16 protein-coding genes are annotated in these 26,595 nt (G+C 37.6%); all 16 read left to right on the forward strand.

Features of this window, described 5'->3' with window-relative positions; all coding sequences use genetic code 11:
* The first annotated feature begins 27 nt into the window (after positions 1–27).
* The 16 genes from ACFOWA_RS20455 to ACFOWA_RS20530 all read left to right on the forward strand — a co-directional run bounded on the left by ACFOWA_RS20455 (position 28) and on the right by ACFOWA_RS20530 (position 26,533).
* The gene (locus ACFOWA_RS20455) at positions 28–4,218 is read left to right on the forward strand and encodes a hybrid sensor histidine kinase/response regulator transcription factor (RefSeq protein WP_378988880.1); all 4,191 of its coding nucleotides are present in this window, start codon (positions 28–30) and stop codon (positions 4,216–4,218) included.
* A 111-nt stretch (positions 4,219–4,329) separates the two neighbouring features.
* On the forward strand, positions 4,330–5,151 hold the full coding sequence (locus tag ACFOWA_RS20460; protein WP_154281202.1) for a sugar phosphate isomerase/epimerase family protein: 822 nt from the start codon (positions 4,330–4,332) through the stop codon (positions 5,149–5,151).
* 69 nt (positions 5,152–5,220) lie between these two features.
* Positions 5,221–6,132: a ribokinase gene (gene rbsK, locus ACFOWA_RS20465; RefSeq protein ID WP_154281201.1), complete on the forward strand. Its 912-nt coding sequence runs from the start codon at positions 5,221–5,223 to the stop codon at positions 6,130–6,132.
* Between the two features lie 11 nt (positions 6,133–6,143).
* The gene (locus tag ACFOWA_RS20470; protein WP_378988882.1) at positions 6,144–6,929 is read left to right on the forward strand and encodes a phytanoyl-CoA dioxygenase family protein; all 786 of its coding nucleotides are present in this window, start codon (positions 6,144–6,146) and stop codon (positions 6,927–6,929) included.
* Between the two features lie 112 nt (positions 6,930–7,041).
* A complete protein-coding gene (locus tag ACFOWA_RS20475; protein WP_378988884.1) occupies positions 7,042–8,043 on the forward strand; it encodes a multidrug DMT transporter permease in 1,002 nt (333 codons plus the stop codon).
* A 38-nt stretch (positions 8,044–8,081) separates the two neighbouring features.
* On the forward strand, positions 8,082–10,688 hold the full coding sequence (locus ACFOWA_RS20480; RefSeq protein ID WP_378988886.1) for an SUMF1/EgtB/PvdO family nonheme iron enzyme: 2,607 nt from the start codon (positions 8,082–8,084) through the stop codon (positions 10,686–10,688).
* Between the two features lie 26 nt (positions 10,689–10,714).
* Positions 10,715–11,440, forward strand: a complete 726-nt coding sequence (locus ACFOWA_RS20485) for a GntR family transcriptional regulator (protein ID WP_378988888.1) — start codon at positions 10,715–10,717, stop codon at positions 11,438–11,440.
* A gap of 538 nt (positions 11,441–11,978) precedes the next feature.
* Positions 11,979–13,274 (forward strand): DUF4861 family protein, encoded by a 1,296-nt coding sequence (locus ACFOWA_RS20490; protein WP_154281196.1) that lies wholly within the window; start codon positions 11,979–11,981, stop codon positions 13,272–13,274.
* Complete coding sequence (locus tag ACFOWA_RS20495; RefSeq protein ID WP_154281195.1) at positions 13,271–14,479, forward strand: glycoside hydrolase family 88 protein; 1,209 nt, start codon at positions 13,271–13,273, stop codon at positions 14,477–14,479. The genes ACFOWA_RS20490 and ACFOWA_RS20495 overlap by 4 nt, the downstream gene beginning before the upstream one ends.
* A gap of 28 nt (positions 14,480–14,507) precedes the next feature.
* A complete protein-coding gene (locus tag ACFOWA_RS20500; RefSeq protein WP_154281194.1) occupies positions 14,508–14,957 on the forward strand; it encodes a GlcG/HbpS family heme-binding protein in 450 nt (149 codons plus the stop codon).
* A gap of 80 nt (positions 14,958–15,037) precedes the next feature.
* Entirely contained in the window at positions 15,038–17,410 is a 2,373-nt protein-coding gene (gene hepB / locus ACFOWA_RS20505; RefSeq protein ID WP_378988891.1) for a heparin/heparin-sulfate lyase HepB, read from the forward strand.
* A gap of 86 nt (positions 17,411–17,496) precedes the next feature.
* Positions 17,497–18,489: an aldo/keto reductase gene (locus ACFOWA_RS20510; protein WP_154281192.1), complete on the forward strand. Its 993-nt coding sequence runs from the start codon at positions 17,497–17,499 to the stop codon at positions 18,487–18,489.
* 3 nt (positions 18,490–18,492) lie between these two features.
* Positions 18,493–19,593, forward strand: a complete 1,101-nt coding sequence (locus ACFOWA_RS20515) for a bile acid:sodium symporter family protein (RefSeq protein ID WP_154281191.1) — start codon at positions 18,493–18,495, stop codon at positions 19,591–19,593.
* 209 nt (positions 19,594–19,802) lie between these two features.
* Positions 19,803–23,012, forward strand: coding sequence for a SusC/RagA family TonB-linked outer membrane protein (locus ACFOWA_RS20520; RefSeq protein ID WP_378988893.1), 3,210 nt, complete (start codon positions 19,803–19,805; stop codon positions 23,010–23,012).
* A gap of 25 nt (positions 23,013–23,037) precedes the next feature.
* Positions 23,038–24,510, forward strand: a complete 1,473-nt coding sequence (locus ACFOWA_RS20525; protein ID WP_154281189.1) for a RagB/SusD family nutrient uptake outer membrane protein — start codon at positions 23,038–23,040, stop codon at positions 24,508–24,510.
* Positions 24,511–24,718: 208 nt separating this feature from the next.
* The gene (locus tag ACFOWA_RS20530) at positions 24,719–26,533 is read left to right on the forward strand and encodes an endo-1,4-beta-xylanase (protein WP_378988895.1); all 1,815 of its coding nucleotides are present in this window, start codon (positions 24,719–24,721) and stop codon (positions 26,531–26,533) included.
* The last annotated feature ends 62 nt before the right edge of the window (positions 26,534–26,595 follow it).

Here is a 26,595-nt window from a genome sequence, read left to right on the forward strand (position 1 = left end):
TAGCCTTAAAATCTGTTTAAAATGTTAATGAGCAAAAAGGTCCTTTGCAAAACAATTTCACTGGTATATAGTAGGCTCGTTTTCCATATATATATTATACTGTTCTTTTTTGCCAATGCAGGTATTGCTTCAGCTTCCTATCCTGAACTTAAATTTAGAGTGATTGAAAAAGGGCTGTCAAATAGTAAAATAAGATGTGTTTTTCAAGACAGTAAAGGTTATATATGGATAGGAACGAGTTATGGCTTGAGCCGATATGATGGCTATCAGGTTATAAATTACCTACCGGATGTAAACAATAAAGGCTCCATAAGCAATAGCTTTATTAATGGCATTTGCGAAGATAAAGACCATAATATTTGGGTTGCAACAGGTTTTGGACTAAATAGGTTTAACAGAAACTCAAATACATTTACTCGTTTTTTGTACAATACCAAGAATGCAGGCCGATTAAGCAATAATAACATCCGAACTGTCTTTGTAGATGATAAAGGAAATTTATGGATAGGTACTGCGGGTGGTTTGAACCTTATACAATTTGGAAAAAAGCGAATAGACAATTATAGCGCTTACACTAAAGAGGCAAAGAACCTTAATGGCATAAATTGTATTTATCAAGCTAGCAATAAAACGCTTTGGGTAGGCACGGATGGAAATGGGCTGTATCAATTATTTGGCCGTACTTGGAAGTTGTTTAATAGAAGTAATGGCATTTCCAGTAATTTCATTACTGCAATTTGTGAAGATAAAAACCGCGATCTATGGGTAGGGACAAAAGAGGAAGGAATATCAGTTATTAATAGTACAAAAGGATCTGTCAGGCAGTTTAAAAAAAATGAAAACAAGCTAATCGGTTTGCCAGAAAATGAAGTTCTATGTCTATTTAAAGATAGTAAAGGTGATTTTTGGGTTGGAACAGTAAATGGTGGGCTCAGTGTATATAGTTTTACGACCAATAGCTTTACCCATTACAAAAGTGATCCGTCTTCTAAAACAAGTCTTCCTCAAAACAGTGTATCCGCTGTATTGGAAGACAAGCAGCATAATTTTTGGGTGGCTACAGGTGGGGGGCTATGCGTTTACAGTCCCGAACGGTATAAATTCAATCTGGTTACGGCCCTTCCGCAATCGAACAGTTTATCTCATAAAAACGTAAAAACTTTTTATGAAGATAAAGACGGTTTAATTTGGATAGGGACAGACGGTGGAGGCATCAACATTTGGAATCGAAAGGATAACACGTATAGGGTATATCGTAATAAATTGGGTAATTCAAGTACTCTAGGGTCCGATGCGGTACTTCATGTCTATAAGGATAAACAAGGAACTATTTGGGTTGCAACATGGGGAGGGGGGCTTAATCGGTTTAACCCTAAAACAAACAACTTTTCTCGTTTTGTTCACCAGCCCGCAGATACAAACTCCACCGGTTCTGATGACGTATGCCAGCTATTTGAAGATAGCAGGGGGCAATTATGGGTGGGTACTGCGTACGGCGGCTTATCGGTTTTAGATAGAAAAAAAGGCATATTTAGGCTTTTTAAGGGGCCAATTAATCAAAAAACAAAATTTGAAGGCAAAAGTATCAGCCGGATACAGGAAGATAAAAATGGGGATTTATGGATAGGAACAGACGATGCAGGTTTATATTGCTATTCTGAAAAAAATAAATCGTTAACTAGTTATTTTAATCCGAACTCTAATACCAAAATTTCGTTCTATGAACCTGTTGATGTGGTTTTTAACGATTCTAAAGGACGATTATGGATAGGGCAAAACAGTTTAATGCTGTTTGATTTTAAAACCAGAACATTTAAGCAACCTGCATTAAGCGCTAAATTCGGTAAAATCATAATTTTAGAAATTATGGAAGATTTGAAGGGAAATTTTTGGATCAGTACAAATAACGGCCTTATCAAATACAACCCTGATCAGCTTTTCTTTAAACGATATTCTGAAGCAGATGGATTGCAAGGTCTTGAGTTTTCTAGAAATTCTAGCTTAAAAACCCGAGATGGCAAAATGCTTTTCGGAGGAACTCAGGGCTTTAATATTTTCCATCCCGATAGTATTTCTAACAGCAGTAATGTAGCACCTGTATATTTTACCGATTTCCAAATATTTAACAAAAGTGTAATAGCATTTGGCGATAATTCGGTTTTAAAAAGTCCAATTAGTGAAGCGAAGGAAGTCAAACTAGCCTACGATCAATCATTATTTTCTTTCGACTATGCATCTCTCAATTATATCGACCCAGAAAAAACGCAATATGCTTATTATCTTGAAGGCTTTGACAGGGCATGGAACTTTGTGGGAAATCAGCGAAAAGCAACGTATACGAATTTAGATCCAGGAAAATATGTTTTCAAGGTAAAAGCAAGAAATGCCGATGGTGTTTGGGGTACAAACGAGGCATCTATAAATGTTATTATTGTTCCACCATTCTGGATGACCTGGTGGTTTAAGTTGTCGCGAGTATTGGTTTTGATGGCAACACTGATTTTCTTGCTTCAACAAAGAAGGAAAGTAGAGCTTAAAAAAATAGATGAAGTAAAAAAGGAAGAGATTCATCAATCTCAGCTTCAATTTTTTACCAATATATCTCACGAATTACGCACCCCGCTTACCTTAATACTAGGGCCACTTCAACGAATAATGAAAGAGGGAGGTTCTGAAACGTTGAAGAACTCAACTCAAATTATGTACAGAAACGGCATGCGCCTGATGGGTTTGATCAACGAAATTATCGATTTCCGTAAAGCAGAAACAGGTGTTTTAAACCTAAAGGTTACAAAGGGAAATTTAGCTCAATTGATTAATGATTTAGCTGCAGACTTTTCTGAAAAAGCAATTGAGTTAGGGATCAATTTTAAAGTAAATATTCCTGTAATAAACGAAGATTTATGGTTTGATAAACGGATCATAGAAAAAATCATCATCAACCTGTTGCATAATTCTTTTAAATACACTCCGGCTGGAGAAACAGTAACAATTGAAATCTTTTTTGCTATTGCAGACTTAAAGCCATCGTTTGAAAATGAACTGATTTTAAAAAGCAATTATAAAGCAGCCGAATATGTTTACATCCGTGTGGCCGATAACGGGATAGGCATTTCCAAACAATCTATGAACCATTTGTTTGAGCGATATTTCCGGATTACTCAATCGCACTTAGGCTCTGGCCTTGGCCTAGCTTTTGTTAAAACCCTTACGTTTTTGCACAAAGGGGAAATTTATGTATACAGTGAAAAGCTTAAGGGTACGGAAATTAGCATAGCAATCCCAATTGGTAAAAAAGAGTATAAATTATCAGAACTGTGGGACGAAAATAATGAAGAAAGTACCGTTAAACTAGAAAGCCTGGAGTATAAAAACGAATTGTATTTTAAAAAAGATATCCTAATAAAAGGAAACCTAGATTTAGCGCTGCCAAGGGAAGCAAAAACCTTACTTATTGTAGAAGATAATGATGAAATAAGGGCTTTTTTAAGGGAGTGCTTAGCATTGCATTATCATATTTATGAAGCTGTTGATGGTCTGGAAGGACTTATTAAAGCAAAAGAGCAAAGTCCGGATCTTATTCTTAGCGATGTGATGATGCCCAAAATGGATGGGATTGAACTTTGCCGTTTGCTAAAAGAAGATTTGGAAACGAGTCATATCCCTATTATTTTATTAACAGCCAACGATACTCCTGATACAAAGATTAGCGGTGTAGGGTTTGGCGCCGACCATTATTTTAGTAAGCCGATTGATATAGATCTTTTATCGCTCACTATTAAAAATCTTTTTGATCAGCGACAAAAAATAAAGCAGCGTTACTTGAAAGACTATAAGGTGGAGGTAAGGGAACTTGTACACTCTGCTAAAGATAAGGAATTGATGGACAAACTTTTGGCTATTATAGAACTACACATGGAAAACCCAGATTTGAGTGTGGATATGATTTGCAAGGAGATAGGAATGAGCAAAACTAAACTTGGTACAAAAATTAAAGAAATAACAGGACTTGCCATTATTGAGTTTGTAAAAAATGTACGCCTAAAAAAAGCAGTTGAGATTATGACCTGTGAAGCAGTTTCGGTAGGAGAAGTAATGTATCGGGTGGGTATTTTATCGAAATCATATTTTTCTACTGTTTTTAAAAAGGAATATGGGGTTAGTCCTAGTCAATTTTTGCTTGATATAGACCATAGCATTAAGAAAGGAAAAGGTTAAATTTGTTATTTATAATCTTGTAAATCAATAATTTAATTATTCTTATTATAATAAGTGTTGTATGTTTCATTAAATATATATAGCTTTGACTTATTATAATAAGCTAACCAAATGCAGTTAAAGACCTTTCGCCATTTATGGGGAGTTACAGAACCATTTGAATCGGCATTTTCGAAAATCAAAGAAAATGGCTACAACGGGGTAGAGTTTAAAAGCGTTCGAGCATTGGAGCATGTAGGCTTTAAAAAACTACTTTCCAAGTATGACTTTGAATTTATTGCCCAGATTCACACGTATGGCGAAACCGTAACAGAGCACGTAGCCTCTTTTAAAGAATTGATACAACAGTCATTACCTTTAAACCCTGTTCTTATCAATAGCCAAAGTGGAAAAGACAGTTGGACAATGAGCCAAAAACACGAGTTTTTAGCACAAGCTTTAGCATACGAAAAAGAAATAGGAATACCTGTTGCACATGAAACGCATAGGGGCAGGATAACTTATAATCCATGGGATACCAGAGAGCTATTGCTGTCATTTGCTGAGCTAAACATTTGCTGCGATTTTAGTCATTGGGTTTGTGTTTGTGAGCGTTTAATTGAATCAGAAATAGAAATTATACAGCTTTGTGCAGAGCGATGCATACACATCCATGCACGTGTAGGATATGAACAAGGGCCACAAGTACCCGATCCACGAGCACCAGAATACCAGCAGCATGTTGAAGCGCATGAAAAATGGTGGGATATGATCTGGCAAAAACAATTAGCTAAAGGGATGAGGCAAAGTACCATTGCTCCCGAATTCGGCCCTCCAGGTTATCATCATACATTGCCCTTTTCTAATACTCCAGTATCTAATTTATGGGAAATTTGCGAATGGATGAACGAAAGGCAAAAAGAACGATTTAAAAAAGTAACAAATATATTTTAAAGGTAGAAAGGTATAAATCTTAGCAAGATCTAATATCTCATTTCTCAAATCTTATATCTAATTAATTAAATGAAGAAAATATTAGTGATAGGTAGTTACAACGTGGGTTTAAGCGTAATCGGAGATAAAATTCCATCGCTTGGAGAAACAATTATGGGCAGTAGGTTTGATATGGGACCAGGTGGAAAGGGATCTAACCAGGCTTTAGCGCTGGCCAGACTTGGAGCCGACTTAAAATTTATGTGTTGTATTGGCGACGATACATTTGGCAAGGACGCCTTAGCGCTGTTTAAAAAAGAAAACTTAGCGACAGATGCTGTAAAAGTGATTGACGATTGCCATACTGGTGTAGGACTTATACTCATTGATAATAAAGGCCATAATGCCATAGGTGTGGTTGCGGGTGCAAATTCTCATTTAACCATTGCAGATTTGCACGCCAATAAACAACTGTTTGAAGAAGCTGATTTTTTACTGATCCAGTTGGAAAACAATTTAGACGTTGTGGAAGAAGCGATCAGGATTGGCCATTCAACAAATACAACTGTAGTGTTTAACCCAGCTCCAGCTCAGGCCATTAAGCCTGAAATACTCGCTTTAGTGGATTATATTACGCCCAACGAAACCGAAGCTAGTATCATTTCTGGAATAGCAGTTACCGATCTAGAATCGGCCTATGCCGCAGCAGATGCGCTAATCAGTAAAGGGTCTAAAAATGTAATTATTACACTGGCGGAATGTGGCAGTATTCTGCTTTCGCAAGATAAAAAGCAACATTTCCCAGCTAAAAAAGTAAAATCAATCGATTCTACGGGTGCTGGCGATGCCTTTAACGGTGGACTAGTTTATGCATTGTCAACTAATCAGCCTATTGAAGATGCGATTGATTTCGCTTCAAAAGTGGCTGCGCTAGCTGTAACAAAAATAGGCACGGTAGCTGGTCTACCTACTTTAACCGAAGTAAACAATTTCAATAGCTAAAATTTATCATCATGTTACAATCACCAGAAGTAATCGCAGATCCTAATTTTAAATTATTCAGTCCAGCCGATAAAAAGATATTTAAAGAAAGTGGATTTATACTGGTTAAATCTTTGTTTAGTGCAGTAGAAGTGGCTAAATTAAAAACCATTGCGCAAGCAGATATTAATCCAGAAGAAGTACTGGTTAAAGGTGACCAAACCGGAAACCTTACCAAACTTAAAATGTGGGATAAGCCTGGAGAAGATATTTACAGCATGTTTTCAAGAAACGAAAGGGTTGTTGAAAACGCAGAAATTTTGCTTGGCGAATCAATTTACGTGTATAGTGCGAAAATGATACTCAAAAATGCCAAAGAAGGTGGGGCTTGGGAGTGGCATCAGGATTATGGATATTGGTACAACTACGGTTGCTTATTGCCAGATATGTTAAGCTGTACCATTGCAGTAGATAAAGCAACTAGGGAGAATGGATGCCTTCAGGTGTTAAGAGGTTCGCAAAAAATTGGCCGTATAAATCACGATCGCATCAACGAACAAACTGTGGTAGACGAAGAAAGATTACAAGAAGCAATTAGTAAATATGAATTGGAATATATGGAGATGGAACCTGGCGATGCCTTGTTTTTTGACGGAAATATTCTTCATCGCTCCGATAGTAATAATTCTGATCATGACCGATGGAGCCTTATCGCCTCATACAACACAGTTGCAAACAAACCCTATAAAAAAGTGAGGGATTATGGGAATTTTGAACCTTTGCTAAAGGTATCCCGCAAAGCGATTATGGAATTTTAAACAAATGCCTAATTACATTATAGAATTAAACCAAGCAGATATGAGTATTGAGACAGGATGCAATTTACATCAAGCTCACCTCAATAATTAACCAAATTTAAACCTAAACCAAATGTATACTCCAGAAAGTTATACCATCTCTGTTATTTTATGTTTTGTTGCCATGTTTGCCTGGGGATCCTGGGCAAACACTCAAAAACTCGCTTCAAAAACTTGGCGTTTTGAGCTTTTCTATTGGGATTACACCATCGGTATTTTATTGTTTTCCTTGGTCTTGGCCCTAACGCTGGGTAGTTCAGGCAGCCATGGGCGGTCTTTCGCCGATGATTTCGCTCAGGCAGGCTCAGGCAGTATTGGGTCTGCCATGTTGGGAGGACTGATTTTTAATATTGCAAATATTTTATTAGTGGCCGCTATTGCTATTGCAGGCATGTCCATTGCTATAACTATTTGCGTGGGTATCGCTTTAGTATTAGGTGTGTTTATCAATTACATGGCATCCCCCGTCGGCGATCCGGTTTATCTCGCAGTTGGCGTATTTTTAGTTGCACTGGCTATTATAACCAGCGCTTTCGCTTACCGTAAAATGAATAATGGCTCGCAGCAAACTTCTGCCAAAGGCATTGTATTAGCGGTAATTAGTGGTGTTTTAATGAGTTTTTTTTATCGGTTTGTAGCCAAATCAATGGCAGTAAATCTAATTACTCCAGAAGCGGGACTTCTTAGCCCTTATACTGCTATATTCTTTTTTTCACTAGGAATCTTCGTCAGTAATTTTATTTTAAACACAGTGATTATGAAAAAGCCCTTTGTGGGCCAACCTGTAAGTTATAGCCAATATTTTGAAGGCACTTTAAAAACTCATTTAATAGGTGTGCTTGGAGGTTCGATATGGTGTATAGGCATGTCTGCTAGTATTTTAGCAGCAGGAAAGGCAGGTTTCGCTATCTCTTACGGTTTGGGACAGGGTGCAACAGTGGTCGCCATTTTATGGGGTATTTTTGTATGGAAAGAATTTAAAAATCCTCCGAAAGGAACTTTAACCTTATTAAGCCTTACCATTGCTTTTTATGTGTTTGGACTTATCGCTATAATCGTTTCTAAAATAGTCTAATAATATATCATCTCATTCCCTTTTTAATAATCTTTACGATGGAACATAAAAATCTAACATTTAAACTGCTTATATGCTTTATTTTGCTTATTGCAGCCACTGAACTCCATGCACAAAATAAGCAATCAGATTACCTCCGTTTCCCTTTCTCTCAATATGTAATAAATGCCGATATGTGGGATGGTACAGCTAACTGGAAGTACTCAGAAACCTTAGAACATAGCGAATCTGTTATCTTACCTCCTAAACCAGGCGAAAATTGGAACGATTGGTACAAAAAAATGAAAGATTATCAATCATTTGTAAGGGCACATACCAATGATACAACGGCTTATTTTATCGAGTTGATTCTTGATAAAACCAGACAGACCACCATAAACTTTAATAAGGTAGCTTTCGATATGAAGCTAGTGCCTTCAGAAAAAATAGTGATAGATGGAATGATAGATGCTAAGGCAGGTAAGGCCAAGATATTTATCGATTTCGCATTAAAGAACAAAGGGGAAGAAATTTCAAATCCAGTTAGGCGGGTATTCCATGGGACCGAATATTTTATGGCGGATAAGAAAATGGCAAGGTTTAGCCAAACACTTTCAGTGCCCAAATTTAACACTGATAGTTTTTCTATAGTGCCCTTTGTACGTGTAGAAGCGCTTGATGATATGATTGCAAAGGTAAATATACGTTCATTGAATTTGTCGCTGCCATCTAATCCAGACCGTGTAAAAAGATATAATGAACTGGCTATAATGTTTAATCCTAAATCAATTGCATTAGACAGGCAATTGTATGACCGGCCTGAAATGCAATGGCTCAAAAAGAATTTTATTATGGGGTTTGCATTTATGTGGGACAAGGATTTTTATGATAACGAAACCGGCAAGTATAAGGTAAAAGAGTACTGCGATAAGATGAAAAAGGAATTTGGAGGTTTCCAATCGGTAATGATATGGCATAGCTATCCTAATATCGGTATCGACGAAAAAAACCAGTTTGATTATTTTTACAATATGCCCGGCGGTATACCTGCTTTAGCCAATATTGTAAAGGAATTTCATGATAACGGAGTAAAAGCAATTCTTATCTATAATCCTTGGGACGTAGATACCAGGCAAGCTGACAAAACTGATTTCAAAATTTTTCCGGAAATAATTGGTAAAACCGATGCCGATGGGTTGTTTATGGATGTTGGCACCTATGGGATGGAGTTTCAGCAAGAGCTGGATAAGTATAAAAGAGGTGTTACGGTTGGCCCTGAATTGAGTCCGCTGTTGCAATGCGCACAAGGGCCTAACGCCGTTACCTCTTCATGGGCACAAACCGTAAAGCCAATCAATAATCAAGGGGTGCTTGCCTTGAAATGGATCATTCCAGATCATTTGCAGTTAAGGATCAATCGTGGTAAAACCGACCGCCAGAACGACCTTGCTTTTACATGGTTAAACGGCCAAGGGGCGATAGTTTGGGAAAACCTATTTGGAATAATGAATAAATGGAACGCCACAGATCGTCAGACCATCCGTAAAATGAACGCCATTTGGCAACAATACTATCCTTTATACACCTCTGATTCATGGAAACCATATTTGCCTACAAACAATAAATCGGTAAATATATCATCCTGGGAAAACAGCGAAACTCGAATTTGGAATGTCGTTGCCGATGCTCCATTAAAAGGTGTTAAGGTAGAATTTGATGCAGATGAGCATCACATGCAGTATTATGATTTATGGACAGGAAAAAAATTAGCCTTGGTTAATGGTAAAATCAGTGTAAGTATAAATCGATTAGGTTGCGTGTTAGGTCTTAAAGGTAAAATGCCTTCTAAAGAAATTTTTGCTTTGCTAGCTAAGCAAAAGGCGGAAGATGCAAAACCGCTTCCTGTAAATGATAATTATGCTAAAGTCTTGTCCTTAAAGAAAGCAAAAACGCCTAGTGCTGTAGTTGCAAATAAAAATTATATCGCCAATTTATTGAAGGTTAAGGGTGCTAATTACCACTTTACCGTTAAACATGCACAGCGTGAAGGTGATTGTTACCCAGATGAGGACGCAGTGAATGAAACCGAATATAAATTTGTGAAAGAGAATGGTTTCAGCTTTATTATTCATCACCAAAATCAGGTATTGCCCAATTACCAAATCATGCCTAAGGTGGTTACTAATGGAGAGTTTGAAAATTTCATAAACAAATCAGGCTATACGCCAACAAATACTGATAACTATTTGAAACATTGGAAAGGCACTAAATGCCCAGATGCCATTAAAAACGAACCCGTTGTGTATGTTTCTTTGGAAGATGCAAGGGCATACGCCGCATGGGCTGGTATGCGCTTACCCACAGAATGGGAATGGCAAGCTGCAGCTGAAACCCACGGGACAAGCTTTGTATTTAATAAAGTATGGGAATGGAATGAGAGCGAAAGGTTTGACGGTAATAATCGCTTTGTAACCCTCCGCGGCGGCTGTGAAACTTGGCAGTTGAGCACATCTAGGTGGTACTTTGGCGGTGGAACAAGTTATTTTAAAGCTGCTCCAGGGGGTAAACAGCCCATTGATTTTCATTGCAAATATTTTTTGATGTACCCAGGTTTAGATCGAGCTGGTACACTTGGTTTTAGATGTATGATGAACGCTAACCAATAGCTCTTTAATTTTTGTTAATATTGTAAATGGCTGATAAAAATATTAGGATTCCACAATATCGCCAGCTTTATGAAACCCTGCGTAAACAAATCAGTAATGGGGTTTATAAAGCTGGCGACTTGCTTCCGTCAGAAAGTGAACTCAATATCGCTCACTCGGTAACACAACCAACTATTAGACAGGCTTTGGCCTTATTGGTTAATGATGGCTATATAAAAAAACATCATGGCAAGGGAAGCATTGTACAAGAATTGCCAACCGGGCTGGGTATTCTATCCATAGAAGGCCGCTTAGCTAATTCAAACAGTAATGTAGAAAACTTATTGACAAAAATTATCGACGGCCCTAGAATTACATCATGGCCAGATGTTATGCCTTTTACTCCAACTCAGCAAGAATTGGAAGACTCTTGTTTCTACATTGAAAGGCAGAGAAGGGTAGCGGATACCGTTGTCTTTTATGAGTTTCTCCATATCCCAAATCATAATTTGCCACGCTTTGCTTCCAGATCCTTAGCAAACAAATCTTTATACGAGCTATTACGAACGCATTATAAAATTGAGATAAAAGGTGGAGAGCAAAAAATTTGGGCAATTTTAGCAGATGATTTGGTGAGCCATTACCTAGAAATTGATGCCGGTAGCCCTGTATTACGCCTGGAAAGAAGAATTGATACCAATAGAACCGATTTTAGCATTTATACTTCATTATATGCAAATACCGAGAAATATATTTTGCAAGGTTTAATTTAACTCAGGCAAAACACAAGTGTTGATTTTTTAAGCTAGCGGGTTCAACAATATTTTTATAAATCGATTTAATAGTCTCCAATAAATCAATTCTTAGCTGCTCAAGCAAATAACAGAACTGATAATTTTGGCCATTTTAAACCATAATCTGGTTTTCGAATAAACGTTTCTTGGCAGAAGAACGGGCGCGGCTTATAACTTACCCATCGTTAACAAGCACTCTGCTATTCCACTTACCTATGATATGGCCTTAACTACTTTTGGGCTAAACTTCAAAAACATGCCTTCTATAAGTCTTATGATGTCTCTTTAGAAAAAAGAAGCATTATAGCTATGTTAAAAAAGAAAATAATTTTCTTGAATTGTTTAAAATTGTTTTTATATTTGGTTAACAAAAAATTGGTTAACCAAATATAATAGACTTCATTTTTTGCCAACCCAATTTTTTAAGCAAAATACTTTTGTACTCCAAATAAGAGACGCAAATGTATTTGCTTAATAAGTGATTAGGTAAAACCAATGGAATCAAAAACCGAAAAACATGAAAGGTTACAAGTTTCGTTTGCTGATATTTTATAAGCTGATATTTCAGGATTTTTTTATAAAACGTGTTTGTTTACCAATTTTGATCATTTTGGTAGCCACTCAGGCTTGGTCACAAGCCAAAATACCTCAACACTTAATCATTATTGAAAATGACCAAAGCTTTAAAAGAGAAGGTGAAATTATCTGTATCGAAAAAAGTAAACTAAAAAATATGCCTTCGGGCTTTTATCCGCTAATAAAGAAAGCAAATAAAACTTTAACAAGCCAATTGATAGATAAAGATGAGGACGGAAGATGGGATTGCTTATTAATAGAAGTGAATCTCAATGCTAACTCAAAAGATACATTGAAGATGGAATGGGTAAAAACGATTGATGAAATCTCTTTTCCGCAAGTAACGAATATCCGCTTTAGCAAAAAAAGTAAAAATGCACTTCCTGAAAAGGAAATTGAGTATTTAGAAAGAAGTCGGGGGTTTACACAGAACATCGCTGATCCGGTTTATCAGCTAGAAGGTCCGGGAATTGAAAATGATAAAGTGGCTTTCAGAAGTTTTTTTGATAAACGAAATGGTAAAGATATCTATGGTAAAGTCTTATCAGAACCTATTTTAAACCGCGTAGGTTTGGTTGGTAGTTGGCATAAGCTTCAAGATTGGGGTATGGATATTTTACGTACTGGCAATTCATTAGGGGCAGGTGGTTTAGCGGTACAAAAAAACGGAAACCTTTATCGTCTGGCTGATGCTGATAAAACCACTTTTCGAGCGATTGCTGAAGGATCTTTATACGCAGCATTTAAACTAAATTTTAAGAAATGGGACGCTGCTGGCAGATTAAAAAATGGCTTTGAAAAAGTCTCCATCATAAAAAGAGATTATTTTTATAAGAATGAAATTAAGTTGAGCCTTGCTGACAATGAATATCTGGTTACCGGAATAGCTAATTTTGAAGGTGGCGAGGCGGTATTAAAAAACCATAATTCCGAATACAGTTCTGTGTTTACTTATGGGGATCAGGCCGATGGCACTAAAACCAAATTGGGACTGGCCATTTTATTTCCGGCAAGTCAATATGCAAGTCATGCCACCACCAGCTCATCAGATAGTATCCCAAATACTTCCTATGTAGCACTTAAACCTCAAAAAAATAAAACTTATAACATCTATTTTATCGCCTGTTGGGAAAAAACGGACCCTCGTTTCTCTACCAAAGCAGGATTTGAAAGCTATATCCAAGAAGTTGCAGACAAGTTGAATAACCCAATAAAAACAAAAATTTTATATAAATGAAAAGAAAAGAGTTTACAGAATTAGCCTTGGGTTTAACTCTAGGCGGCCTCCTATCGCCGCTTTTAAGTGTAGGCAAGCAAACCGAAAATTTTTATGATAAGTCTGTATTGAGTGCGGATGGTTTACCGAATATGCTTCCAGCTAACCTGAAACAAATGGTGAAAAATACCCTAAAGGCAGAGTTTAAAACGGTTAATACCGACTGGGATGGCACCATACAGATAGAAGGCTTGCTCCGGTTTGCTAATCGAGGTTATAAGGAAGGGTTAGACTACTCCAAAAAGTGGTTTAATTTTCATGTAGAGCATGATTCTAAATTAACCGACGAGCAATATTACAAACAATATGAAGGACCAAAGGCAAGGATACTGCGAGACGGCCCCTTAACATTTGTTATTTATTCGGCTAACCTCGGCGTAGCATTTCCAGTACATGAACTGTATAAACAAACCCGCGATTTAAAAGCCAAGCAAGTTTGCTTCGATGTAGCCGATGCCATTTTACATTATGCTGCCAGAGATAGGTTTGGAATGCTTGCTCATGACGACTATAATTATATGGATTTCGCCATACCTGATACTGCTTACTGGGCAACAAGGGCTAACGCAATTGCTGCATCGCTATGTACTGATATAGCTGTGGCCAATATGTATTGGAAACAATCTATCTATCAGTTAAACCAAGGTATCGAGTATTTTTTAGACGTTAAAAAAGGAATTGTACGTACCGGTTTATTTAAGGGAGAGCCTGCTAAAACCTATTGGTGCCGCTCTCAGGGTTGGTTAATATGGGCTATAAGTGGGTTATTGCGCTATCTGCCAAAAACACATCCAGAGTTTAAAAGAGCTGCAGCAGCAATGAAGGTTATTGCAGATGGGACTGTAAAATATCAAAGTAAAAACGGTGGCTTGCATGTATTGGTTGATGATCCTTCTTCTCCTGAAGAAGTTACCGGTATCGCAATGGTTGTGGCATCTGTAAAAGAAGGAATGAGAAATGGTTGGTTGCCGCCTATATATAATGATATGTGTAATAAGGGTTGGGAGTTTATTAAAAAGAGTGTGGATGAAAAAGGAGTGGTGCATAATACCTATACAGGTTGGGCCGTAACCGCCGAAGAGAAAAAGGTGAATTTGATGGATGAAAAATTCCGTGGCTTTGTGCCTGGCATTATCATGCTTGCCGCAGACGAAATGACCCGATAAGCAAAACCTCAATATTTAGAAATAAAACATGCCATTCAATATTTTATCTGTAACACTAGAAGAAGCCATGCAAGGCGTCAATCAAATCATAACCAACGCCAGCAAGGATGGAGGTAACCCCGTAGCGGTTGCGGTAGTTAACGCCTCTGGGCATTTAATAGCATTTCAGGCGATGGATCATGTGGTGCCCGCAAGTATCAAGCTAGCCCAAAGCAAAGCGTATTCTGCGGTAGTAGGCCAAAAAGATACCATCAACTGGGCATCCTTTCCCAAAAATGAAAAAACAGTTGATTTTGATATGCGCAATTGGACGGATGAAAATTTTACTGGATTTACAGGTGGTGTGGTCATTATGCATAACGGGCAGGTAATTGGCGGCATAGGCGTAAGCGGCAGAAAAGGTAAGAAGGGCGATGGTGATTTGATGATGCAAGACAACGAATTAGCGGAATATGGAAGAGACAGTTTCTTTTTGTAATAGAAAACAATAATTAATATCCTCACTATAACCGCCGTACCATAAAAACATCAATAAAAAAATCAAAATGAAACCTGCTAATGCATAATATTAAAATACTACTAACTGCAGTTGCTTTTGCCATCGGATTAGCTGCGCATGCACAGAAAGTATTAGACGCACATCCAGGATATGTGGATCCCTATATTCATGCTATTGATACAAATAAAATTGTTCAAGTTAAATATCCACCCTTAACCAAAAGGGATGGCTTGGGCTTGGATATCCCCAAGCCACCCCACGAACACCCTCGTTTGTATTTTAGAAAATCAGACATTGCGAAGCTAAAAGAAAATGCGGCAAACCCTTTGTTGTCGGGTTGTTTAGATAGCATCAGGAAACAGGCTCTTAGGCCTACCGATGGTAAGCTAAAACAAGGTGTAAGGCACAACATAGATTTTAAAGTGTTAAGTGCAATTGAATCAAAAGCTTTTTTGTATGCGTTTGACCATCATGTTCCATCGGGAGAAGCAGCCGTGGTTGCCATACAAAACCTGAATAAGACCATCATCATTGATTATAATAAAGCCGACGTTTGCAGAGACATCGGTAATGCCATACATACCATGGCTGTAGTATATGATTGGTGCTATGATTTAATAGGCGATAAAGAAAAAAAAGTCCTCATCACACAAATGGAATCTTTGGCAACAAAACTAGAAGTAGTTTGGCCAAAATTAGTGCAAGGATCCATTGTGGGACATGGGGTAGAGGCACAGTTATCAAGAGATATGCTTTCTTGCGGCATTGCTACTTATGATGAAAAACCCGAGATATACAACTTGGTAGCGGGTAGGATATTTGCTGAATTTATCCCGATTAGAAATTTGTTTTACCCAGCTTCTTACCACCACCAGGGAAGTGCTTATGGACCTTACCGGTTTAAGTACGATTTGCTTTTTACCCTCCTTTTTGATAGGATGGGGTATCCAAACGTGGTAAGCAAGTCTCAAGCTAACGTGCCGTATAAATGGTTTTATACCCGCAGACCCGATGGACAGGTATTTAGAGATGGCGACGATTTTAACGAGTTGTTCATCAAATTCGGCGACTATTGGAGCATGGCATCCGATGCGCTTACGGCAAGTTATTTCAAAGACCCCGTTCTTATGAGTGCGGCTATTAAAGGAAAACTGATTGGCAAAGACCCCCTATACGATCTCTTACTCATAGACCCCAATGTATTGCCAAAAGAAGACATGCGTTCTACGCCCCTAACAAAATACTTTAAAGAGCCCTTGGGCACCATGGTGGCAAGAACAGGTTGGGAAGCTGGCATAAACTCAAATGCAGTAGTGGCTGAGATGAAGATAGGTGCCTATAATTTTACCAACCATCAACATTTGGATGCGGGCAGTTTTCAACTTTATTATAAAGGGCCTCTTGCAGTTAACTCGGGCATTTACCAAGGCACCACAGGAGCCTATGGCTCAGCGCATTTTAAAAACTATTATCAACGTACAATTGCTCATAATTCAATGCTTATCTACAAGTCTGATGAAAAGTTCACCTGGCATGATAATGAGGTAGTGAACGATGGTGGGCAGCAGTTTCCCAATGGTGCGGCAGAACCCAAAAACCTCTCAGATTTTCTTGCAAAAGATTATAAAACAGGTGAAGTACTGGCACATGCTTTTGGCCCTGATACCATAGCCCCCGAATATACTTACCTAAAAGGAGAACTTGCAGAAGCTTATAGTAATAAAGTAAAAAGCTTTAAGCGCTCTTTTGTGTTTTTGAACCTTAAAAATATAGGTGTACCTGCAGCTTTGATTGTTTTTGATCGCGTAGATGCTTCCGATAAAAGCTATAAAAAATCTTGGTTATTGCACTGCGTGGAAGAGCCTGTAATCCAAGGGAATATTACCATGGTAAAACGGAGCGACAAAGGGTACAATGGTCAAATGATCAACACTACTTTATTGCCATTGATTCAAAACCTTAGTATACAGAAAGTTGGTGGCAAGGGAAATGAATACAACGTGAACGGAAAAAATTTCCCTCAGCAAATTGTTGCGGCAAATAACTCTGGAGATAATGCCGCATGGCGAATAGAGATTTCGCCTAAGGATGGCAACAAGGTGGATAATTTTTTGAATGTGATGCAGGTGATGGATTATGGAAATGCCAAGCCACTGTTGGCCGAAAGGGTAGAAACAGATCGATTTGTAGGCACTACAATCGGTGATAGGATGGTACTGTTCAATAAAAACGGAGACCTGGCTGCAACTGCCATCAATTTAAAAATAACTGCTAAGGGAACAACCAAGGTGTTAATTGCCGATTTGGCAAAAGGCAATTGGAGTATCAAGTGCCTAAGCAATAGTAAAAATTCTATAAATGACCTGTACAATAAAGATGGCTTGCTGTATTTTAATGCAGGGCAGGGTGAGTACATAATCAAAAGAAAATAAAAATTGAGTAGGTGAGGCTAACCTAAAAACGCCAGCTCTATTTATCTCAACTAAATATTAAAACATCAATATAAAAAAATAATAAAATGGATAAGAAGCAATTACCGGGCACAAACATTATGCTTTCGCCTATTACTTATGGCGCGTTCGCAATAGGAGGCTGGTTTTGGGGCGGAGCCGATGAAGGCGATGCAATTAAGGCAATTGAAGCTGCTATAGAAAACGGAGTAACCACCATTGATACCGCTCCCGTTTATGGCATGGGGCATAGCGAAATTGTGGTTGGAAATACCATTAAGGGCAAGCGTGACAAAGTGCAGCTGCTTACAAAATTTGGGATGATATGGGACGCCGAGAAAGGTGATTTTGCTTTTGAGAGCAAAGACAATCAGGACAAACCTGTTAAAATATATAAGTTTAATGGTAAGCAAAGTGTTATCGACGAATGTGAACGAAGCCTTAAGCGTTTACAAACCGATTATATCGACCTTTTCCAGATGCATTGGCCAGAAAGCACCACGCCTATAGAAGAGACCATGGAAGCATTGGAAATATTGAAAACGCAAGGTAAAATTCTGGCGGCTGGAGTATGTAACTGCCCAGTAGATTTACTGGAAAGAGCCAATGCTGTTTTGCCAATAGCTACAAATCAGGTAGCGTATAGTATGGTTAATCGGGGTATTGAAAAAGACCTGGTACCTTTTTGCCTAAAGAATGGTATTGGTATTTTACCACATACATCCTTACAAAAAGGACTTTTAACAGGTAAAATAAAACCTGGGCATGTTTTTAACCATGGCGACCACCGCCCTAACACACCTTATTTTAAAGAGCACAACCATAAGGAAGTGATGAAAATGCTGGATGCCGTAAAACACATAGCAGATGAAAGAGACATCAGCCTTGCACAATTAGCACTTAATTGGACTATGAGGCAACCCGCGGTTACTTCAGTGTTGGTTGGGGCACGTAATGCTTCGCAGATGTTAGAAAATGTAAAAGCAGCTTCTTTCATATTAACAGACGAAGAAATCAATAACATTAATAATGCTTTGCTTCAAATAGATTTAATACTTTAAAAAATGGGCATCACCCTAAAAAAAATATCCCTACTGGCAACGGTAGCCATATTAATAATTGCTACTTACTTATTTTTAAGTCATAAACTTGTGGAAGGAGGCTTGTTTTTAACCGTATTTTGGCTGCTTCTGGCATTTACCATGATGCAGTCGGCCAAATTTAAAAAATTCGCTTATACAGTTTTCATCCTTGCTTCGGTAACTGTTGCTATGACTTTTCCTGAATATTTTATCACCTTAGGCAGCTTTCAACTAAAAAACCTCATTGTGCCTTTGCTGCAAATTATTACTTTTGGAGTAGGTTGTACCATGGGCTGGCGCGATTTGTCTGGCGTGTTTAAAATGCCTAAAGCAGTATTGGTTGGCGTGCTATGCCATTATACCATTATGCCTTTTGTTGGTTTTACCATAGCCAAAGCATTCGGCTTTCCGCCAGAGATTGCGGCGGGGGTTGTTTTGGTGGGCTGTATGCCAAGCGGATTGGCCAGTAATGTCATCGCTTTTATTGCAAAGGCCAATTTAGCTTTATCGGTCACCATTACTGCAGTTTCTACGCTGCTAGCTCCACTAATGACCCCACTATTAATGAAATTTTTAGGAGGTCAATTTGTGCCAGTTAGCTTTTCTGCTATGTTTCTGGATATATTGAAACTGGTAATCATACCTATTTTCCTCGGCGTTTTTGTAAACCACTTTTTTCATAAAAAAGCAGTGTGGATAGATCATGTAATGCCCAAAATTTCTATGGCCGGCATCGCTTGTATCATTATAATAATTACGGCTGCAGGTAGAAACAATATGTTGCATATTGGCATTACGTTGGTGGTTGCCATGTTTTTACACATGACCGCTGGAGTGTTTTTGGGTTATTGGGGTGGTCGCTTATTTGGCCTGTCAAAATTAAACAGCAGAACAATAGCTATTGAAGTGGGGATGCAAAATGGTGGCTTAGCATCTGGAATTGCAGTACAGATGGGTAAAATTGCAACGGTGGGTTTAGCCCCTGCAGTTAACGGGCCTATTATGAACACCACATTTTCTCTGCTAGCAACCTATTGGGGAAGTAAACCTATTGAACCGCGTCCAGAAGAATCTGTTGTTTAAGCTAGAAGCATCTTTTTTATTTAAAAATACAGGAATGAGTAAAAAAAATACTCATTACAGCAACCCTGATTAGCTTACTATTCTTCCATTTGCTTAAATGAATAAGTGAGGAAATTACAGTGAATGCCTCATTTTAGTTTAAAAACCAATCCAATAGTGCTATAACAAGCATCTGAAATAACCAAATAATTAACCAAATAATTTAAAGTATGAAAAAATTTGCCTTTCGTGATCCACGTATTCCAAAAAGTGTATTGTTTAAATCCTTTTTGTGTTTACTAGTAGTTTCTCTTACTGCATCGCTGTTAAGCATACACGTAAAAGCAGCAGTAAATCCCAAACTAAAAATAACCTCAAGCAAAGCTGTTATAACTGTTTCTGGTAAAATAACTGATAGTAATAATGAGACACTTCCAGGGGTTAGTATTAAAGAAAAAGGCACTCAAAATGGGGTTGTATCAACAAATAATGGCGATTTTAGTATCAATGTATCTTCAGAAAATTCGGTATTGGTTTTTTCTTATATCGGTTTTGAAACACAAGAGATATCTGTTGGAAAGAATACCAAGTTAAATGTTGTTTTAAAATCAGAAAGTAAATTACTTAACGATGTAGTGGTTATCGGCTATGGCTCTGTTAAAAAAGGCGATGTAACAGGTTCAGTATCTTCGATAAAAGCAGCTGATTTTAAAAACACACAGCTAACCTCAGTTAGTCAGGCTTTACAAGGTAGGGCTGCGGGTGTGCAGGTAACCAATAGTGATGCCACTCCTGGTGCTCGGCCAAACATCAGGATACGAGGAAATAATTCATTAGGAACAAGTAGTGAGCCTTTATTTGTGGTTGATGGATATCCGAGTAATGAAGATTTAAGTTCTTTAAATCCAAACGATATTGAATCTATGGAGATATTAAAAGATGCTTCTGCTACAGCTATCTATGGTTCTCGTGGCGCAAACGGAGTAATATTAATTACCACCAAACGCGGAAAAGCTGGGCAGTTGAACATTAATTTGGAAGGTTACCATGGAGTTAGTTCAGTTACTAAAAAACTTGATTTAATGAATGCCAGGGAATATGCGGAATATAAAAATGAGGTGATTAAAAACCTCACGCCGACGGCTGCGCCTTTTGCATCACAGGCTTTATTAGATTATTTTTCTACCCACACCACTAACTGGCAGGACGAACTTTTTCAGTCAGCACCAGTATCTAGCGCACAATTAAGCATAAGTGGAGGTGAAGAAAAAACCAAATTCCTACTAAGTGGAGAGGTATTTCAACAGGACGGTATAGTACGAAAAACTGGCTTTGAAAGAGGGAATTTACGTTTCAACTTGGATCGTCAGATATCTGATAAATTAAAATTCGGTTTAACTTCCGTTTTAGCCCATACACTTGGTCATAACACGCTTGTTAATACAGCTGGAGGAACTCAGGGTGGCGTAATATTGAATGCTCTACGTATTAATCCTTCCATACCTGTAAGTGGACCAATTAATGGCTATTCTTACGGTAATGGCATCATAAGGGATGATTTCTCTGTAAGTTATTCTGGCAATGTAGACAGATTGGGTAATCCTGTAGCTTATTCTGAAAGGGTAACTAATGACGCCTATCTAAATAGGGCACAAGTAAGCATGTTTGGAGAGTATGATATTTTAAAAGGATTGAAGCTTAAAGTGCTTGTTGGAGGCGAATCTGCAAGCGGAAGGCAAAACTTTTTTGCGCCGAGCGATCTTTATGAAGAAGCTGGTAACAAAGGCTCTGGTAGTAAATTTAACCGGATTACCAGAAACTGGTTAAATGAAAACTACCTAACTTATACCAAAGATTTTGGATCTAAATATTCAATTACAGCATTAGCTGGTGTATCTTTTCAAAAATTTAATAACGAAACTAGTACCGCTAGTAGTGCCGGAATATTTTCAAATGCTTTTGAGGAGAATAGTTTAGGTGCGGGGCCAGCACAAAAAGCATTTTCTTTCGCAGATCAAAATCAGCTACAATCATACTATACACGTATCAATGGGAAACTATGGTCTAACTTATTACTAACAGCAACTTTAAGGGCTGACGGATCAAGTAAGTTCGGTGCTAATCACAGATATGGGTACTTCCCATCGGCAGCCATAGCTTATAAGCTTAAAGAGTTGCCTATGCTTAAAAAATTAGATATGATATCTGATTTAAAAATACGAGCAGGCTATGGGGTAACTGGAAATCAGGAAATTAATCCTTATCTATCAAGGTATGGGTATGATTTAGCTTCATCAAGCAATAATCCAAGTGCAAAAGATGGCAATGTAGTTTTCGGAACTACCAAGCAAGTTGCCGCTGCTGCCTCTCAAGTCTCAAATCAAAATCTTCAATGGGAGCAAACGGCAGCTTTTAATGCCGGAGTGGATGTAAGTTTATGGTCTGAGCGATTGCTCTTTACTATTGATTATTATAATAAGAAAACCACTAATCTATTATGGCAAGTAGCATTACCTGCAACAACTGGCTTTACAAACGCTCAGGAAAATCTAGGCTCCATTAGTAATAAAGGGTTAGAACTTTCCCTTTCAGGAAAACCTATAAGCACTACAAACTTTAAATGGAATTCGTCATTTAACCTTGCAACCAACAGAAATAAAATTTTATCCCTAGGACTTGAACCGTTTCGGAAAATAGGGTCAGGTGAGTTTGAAGCACTTATCTCCAGAGAAGATTTTATAATTCTTCAACCTGGCCAAGAATTAGGGAAATTTTTTCTCTACACATTTGATGGCATCTGGCAATCACAAACAGAAATCAACAATAGTAACTTTAGTAACGCCTACAAAGCCACACTTAAACCTGGTTTTGCCAAATATATAGATATTAACAATGATCAGAAAATAGACCAGGGTGATAAGAAAATAATGGATGGATCAGCATATCCAAAATTCGTTTTTGGCTTTACTAACACCTTCTCTTATAAAGGATTTGAACTGAATGCTTTTTTACAAGGGCAGCAAGGCAATAAAATTTTGAACCTGAATAAATACTATTTAGAATATGAGGCAGCAAATAATAAAGGAAAAAGTGTGCTTAACAGGTGGAAAGGCGAAGGAACAAGCAACACGCTTACCGCTGCAGGTTCCGAAACTAGCAGATTGCTTGCAGACGATTTCCTTGAAGACGGAAGCTACATAAGGCTAAAATCGCTTTCCTTATCTTACCAAATAAATGATAATAAATGGTTAAAGGGAGCTAAAATAAATTCTTTACGCCTATATGTTACTGGTACTAACCTAGGCGTTATTACCAAATATACTGGTTTTGATCCAGAGGTTAATTCATATGCTTCTACCAGACAATTTGTACAAGGAGTAGACCAGGGAGCTTATGCAGTTGCACGGTCATTTATATTTGGAGCAAAATTTGGATTTTAGTATAAACGCTTAAAAAGAAAATGAAATGAAAAATATATTTAAAATTTTAATATTAATATTTTTTGTATCGATACAAACCGGATGCAAGAAATTTTTGGACGAAAAACAATTCTCCAGCCTAGACTTAGCCACATTTCCTAAATCTGAAGAAGATTTACGAGTATTGGCAAATGGGCTTTATATTATGTTTGAGGCCAATGAAGGCTATGGAAGAAGTAATTTGATACTTACTGATATATTTAGCGACGAATTGACAACAATAGCAACAAGTGGGCCTAGATATGAAATGCAGAATCATTTAATCACTCCTGTGAATAGTGAAATTGATCAATTTTGGGTGCGTAATTATATTATTATTTCTCGTGCTAACGTGATTATTAAACAAGCTCCTTTATCAGGGTTGTCTGATGCTGTTATTAACCCTTACCTTGCCGAAGCACGGTTTATACGGGCGCACTGCTATTTTGAACTCGTAAAAATGTTTGGAAATGTACCTCTTGTTTTAGAATCATTTACCGAACTGGAAGATCTGAAAGCACAAAAGCCTAGCAGAACGGAACAAAGCTTAGTTTATAAACAGATAATTGAAGACTTTAAGTACGCAGAGCTAAATTTAAAAAAGGAAGCTCAAATCTCGTCAGGTTACAAGGGTACAGCAAGTTCTGGTGCGGCTACTTCTTTACTCGCAAAAGTATATCTTACACGTGCTTACATGCCTTTTAAAGAAGCAGATGATTTTCAAAATGCAGCTGCAGCTTGCGAAAAAGTTATTAATTCTAAGGAGTATAATTTATTTCCTAACTATTCAGATGTATTTAATGTAACTAAAGAAAATGGGATAGAGCATATTTTCTCTATCCAATTTGATCAGGCACCGAATCGTGCAGGTGGCATGACCGGATTTCTGGTTGATGGTCTTGTTTATCCTAACTCATTTGGCTCTTTCCCTGCAGAACGTAAATTTTACGATTCTTTTCCAAGTACAGATGTTATTAGGAAGAAATTCAATTTTTACGATCAGGGTGTAGGTATAACTGGTACTCCCTACAATTATTTAACCACTCCAACAACTAATCCTTTTTGTGCTAAATACAGGGATGATGCATTGGCTTTAACGACCTTTAACGATCGTTGCAACTTTCTTATCATCCGCTATGCCGATGTTTTGTTAATGCATTCAGAAGCCTTAAACCGTATTAATCCAGCAGACCCCAATAAATACATTGGCATAAACAAAGTAAGATTTCGCGTAAACCTTGGGCTTCTTTCTGGCTTAGATCAAAATGCATTTGAAAATGCCGTTTTAGACGAACGCCATTGGGAGTTTTGTTTTGAAGGGAAACGCAGAGATGATTTAATACGTATGGGCAAGTTAGTGACTGTATTAACCGCCGCAGGATTTACTAATATTAAAGATTTTCATCGCTATTACCCTGTACCTCAACCGCAGATTAACCTTAATACTAATTTGTTACCTCAAAATAACGGGTATCAATAACAAAATAAAAGCCGGTGATTTCGCCGGCTTTTATTAAATATACTGACTTGTTACGACATAAATTAAACTACATAGATGTGAGTATTGAGATATGAGTATTGAGACAGGATGCAATTTGCATCAAGCTAACATGAGGGCACATAGACACCGAACTATGTGGGTCTATGTGACTATTTGGTTAATACTAAAAATTGTCAGGTATATAACCATGAAAAGGAAAATTACGCGCTTACATTCCATGCAGAAAATGAAATACAACCATCTTTTAAAGCTAATAACCGCTTTTTTTCTCTTTAGTTCAAATCTGGTTTTTGGGCAAGTAAAAATAGGGGACACATTACTCCGTGGCATAAACTCGCTAACAAATACTAAAGAATTTTCGGGTATAGAAACTGTAACTGTAAAAGATCAATTATTCACATCTGCCCTTAAGGTAAATACCTACAATATACCTGTTGGTACTAAAGAATACATATTAAGAGCACCAGTAAATAATAAGGTTAATGTTGGCGATGTTATGTGGCTATCATTTAAGGCAAAATGTATTCAAAGTAAAAGAGAATCTGGAGAGGCAGTTATAGAAATCTCATTAGACCGTACTGTTAATGGCAAATATGAATGGCCGCCTATCCTAGAGCGAGGCATATCAATAGGTGCTAAGTGGATAAGTTTTCAAATACCATTTATTGCTTCTAGAAACATAGCTTCTGGTGAACTATCATTTGTTTTAAAATGTGGAGCTGCAGCCCAGATTTTTGAATTTGGCGATTTAACGCTTATCAACTATGAAAAAACTACCAAATATAGCGACTTACCTCGCAGCGTGGTGCATTATGATGGAGATAGTCCTGATGCCCCATGGCGAAAGGCAGCTGCAGAGCGCATAGAAAAATATCGAAAAGGCAATTTGCAAGTTCTCGTGTTAAACAAAAACGGCAAACCTGTACAAGGTGCAAGTGTGGAGGTACACTTAAAAAAGCACAGTTTTGCTTGGGGAACTGCTTCAAATTCATCTATCTTATTAGATACAGTTAGTGCAGACGCAAAAATATACCGCGACACCTTAGTTAAGTACTTTAATGAAGTAGTTTTAGAAAATGAAATGAAAGCCAAGTATTGGCAAAAATATGACCACAACAAAACGCTATCAGCAACAAAATGGTTAAAACAGCAAGATATTAAAATAAGAGGTCATGTTATGGTTTGGCCATCTTGGCAACATTCACCTCATTTGTTACCCTTAAAAAATGATACCAGTGCACTTCAAAAATCTATATTGGCAACAATAAAGGATCAAACAACAGTAATGAAGGGGCAGTTTACAGAATGGGATGTAGTTAACGAAACATATAATCACCATGAATTGGTTGATTTATTAGGTAATAATGCCATGCTTAACTGGTTCAAAGCAGCGAGAGCAGGAGCGCCTGGCGTAAAATTATTTCTAAACGATTATACCATGTTTCGACAAGATGGAAAAGGTTCTCCCAGTGAAACATTTTTTGAAAATGCTAAGTTTTTGCAAGCGCATGGAGCTATAGACGCCATTGGAGAGCAAGGTCACATTGGTAGCACTCCTCCGGCAATCGAATATGTTATAGCTAAGCTAGCTCATTTTTCAGAGTTAGGATTACCGATTCAGATTTCTGAATTCGACATTACAAGTGATGATAATGATTTTAAGGCACGTTATATGAGAGATTTTATGACGGCAGTATTCAGTAATCCCAATACAATTGGTTTTGTACAATGGGGATTTTGGGAAAAACAGCATTGGATTTCAGCCTCTGCACTTTGGGATAAAAATTGGAACATTAAGCCCCAGGGTCAGGTTTTCACAAACCTTGTGAGCAATGTTTGGTCAACCCATGAAAAAGGGATTACCGATAAGGACGGTAAACTACAAGTTCGTGGATTTAATGGAGCATACGAGATTTTGATAAAGAAAGGTAATAAAGTAATCAAAAAACAGACTAAATTAACAGCTAAAGGTGAAGTTGTTACTGTCATATTGGATAACTAAAAGTTATTAAAAGGTTGCTGCAAATCATAACCTCTGGGTTGTCGGAAAAGTAACAAGCACTA

Source organism: Pedobacter lithocola, from assembly GCF_042650845.1.
GTDB lineage: Bacteria > Bacteroidota > Bacteroidia > Sphingobacteriales > Sphingobacteriaceae > Pedobacter > Pedobacter lithocola.

Coding starts and splice junctions, on each gene's coding strand:
- ACFOWA_RS20455 (WP_378988880.1), top strand. CDS start 28: ATGAGCAAAAAGGTCCTTTGCAAAACAATTTCACTGGTATATAGTAGG.
- ACFOWA_RS20460 (WP_154281202.1), top strand. CDS start 4,330: ATGCAGTTAAAGACCTTTCGCCATTTATGGGGAGTTACAGAACCATTT.
- rbsK (WP_154281201.1), top strand. CDS start 5,221: ATGAAGAAAATATTAGTGATAGGTAGTTACAACGTGGGTTTAAGCGTA.
- ACFOWA_RS20470 (WP_378988882.1), top strand. CDS start 6,144: ATGTTACAATCACCAGAAGTAATCGCAGATCCTAATTTTAAATTATTC.
- ACFOWA_RS20475 (WP_378988884.1), top strand. CDS start 7,042: ATGTATACTCCAGAAAGTTATACCATCTCTGTTATTTTATGTTTTGTT.
- ACFOWA_RS20480 (WP_378988886.1), top strand. CDS start 8,082: ATGGAACATAAAAATCTAACATTTAAACTGCTTATATGCTTTATTTTG.
- ACFOWA_RS20485 (WP_378988888.1), top strand. CDS start 10,715: ATGGCTGATAAAAATATTAGGATTCCACAATATCGCCAGCTTTATGAA.
- ACFOWA_RS20490 (WP_154281196.1), top strand. CDS start 11,979: ATGAAAGGTTACAAGTTTCGTTTGCTGATATTTTATAAGCTGATATTT.
- ACFOWA_RS20495 (WP_154281195.1), top strand. CDS start 13,271: ATGAAAAGAAAAGAGTTTACAGAATTAGCCTTGGGTTTAACTCTAGGC.
- ACFOWA_RS20500 (WP_154281194.1), top strand. CDS start 14,508: ATGCCATTCAATATTTTATCTGTAACACTAGAAGAAGCCATGCAAGGC.
- hepB (WP_378988891.1), top strand. CDS start 15,038: ATGCATAATATTAAAATACTACTAACTGCAGTTGCTTTTGCCATCGGA.
- ACFOWA_RS20510 (WP_154281192.1), top strand. CDS start 17,497: ATGGATAAGAAGCAATTACCGGGCACAAACATTATGCTTTCGCCTATT.
- ACFOWA_RS20515 (WP_154281191.1), top strand. CDS start 18,493: ATGGGCATCACCCTAAAAAAAATATCCCTACTGGCAACGGTAGCCATA.
- ACFOWA_RS20520 (WP_378988893.1), top strand. CDS start 19,803: ATGAAAAAATTTGCCTTTCGTGATCCACGTATTCCAAAAAGTGTATTG.
- ACFOWA_RS20525 (WP_154281189.1), top strand. CDS start 23,038: ATGAAAAATATATTTAAAATTTTAATATTAATATTTTTTGTATCGATA.
- ACFOWA_RS20530 (WP_378988895.1), top strand. CDS start 24,719: ATGAAAAGGAAAATTACGCGCTTACATTCCATGCAGAAAATGAAATAC.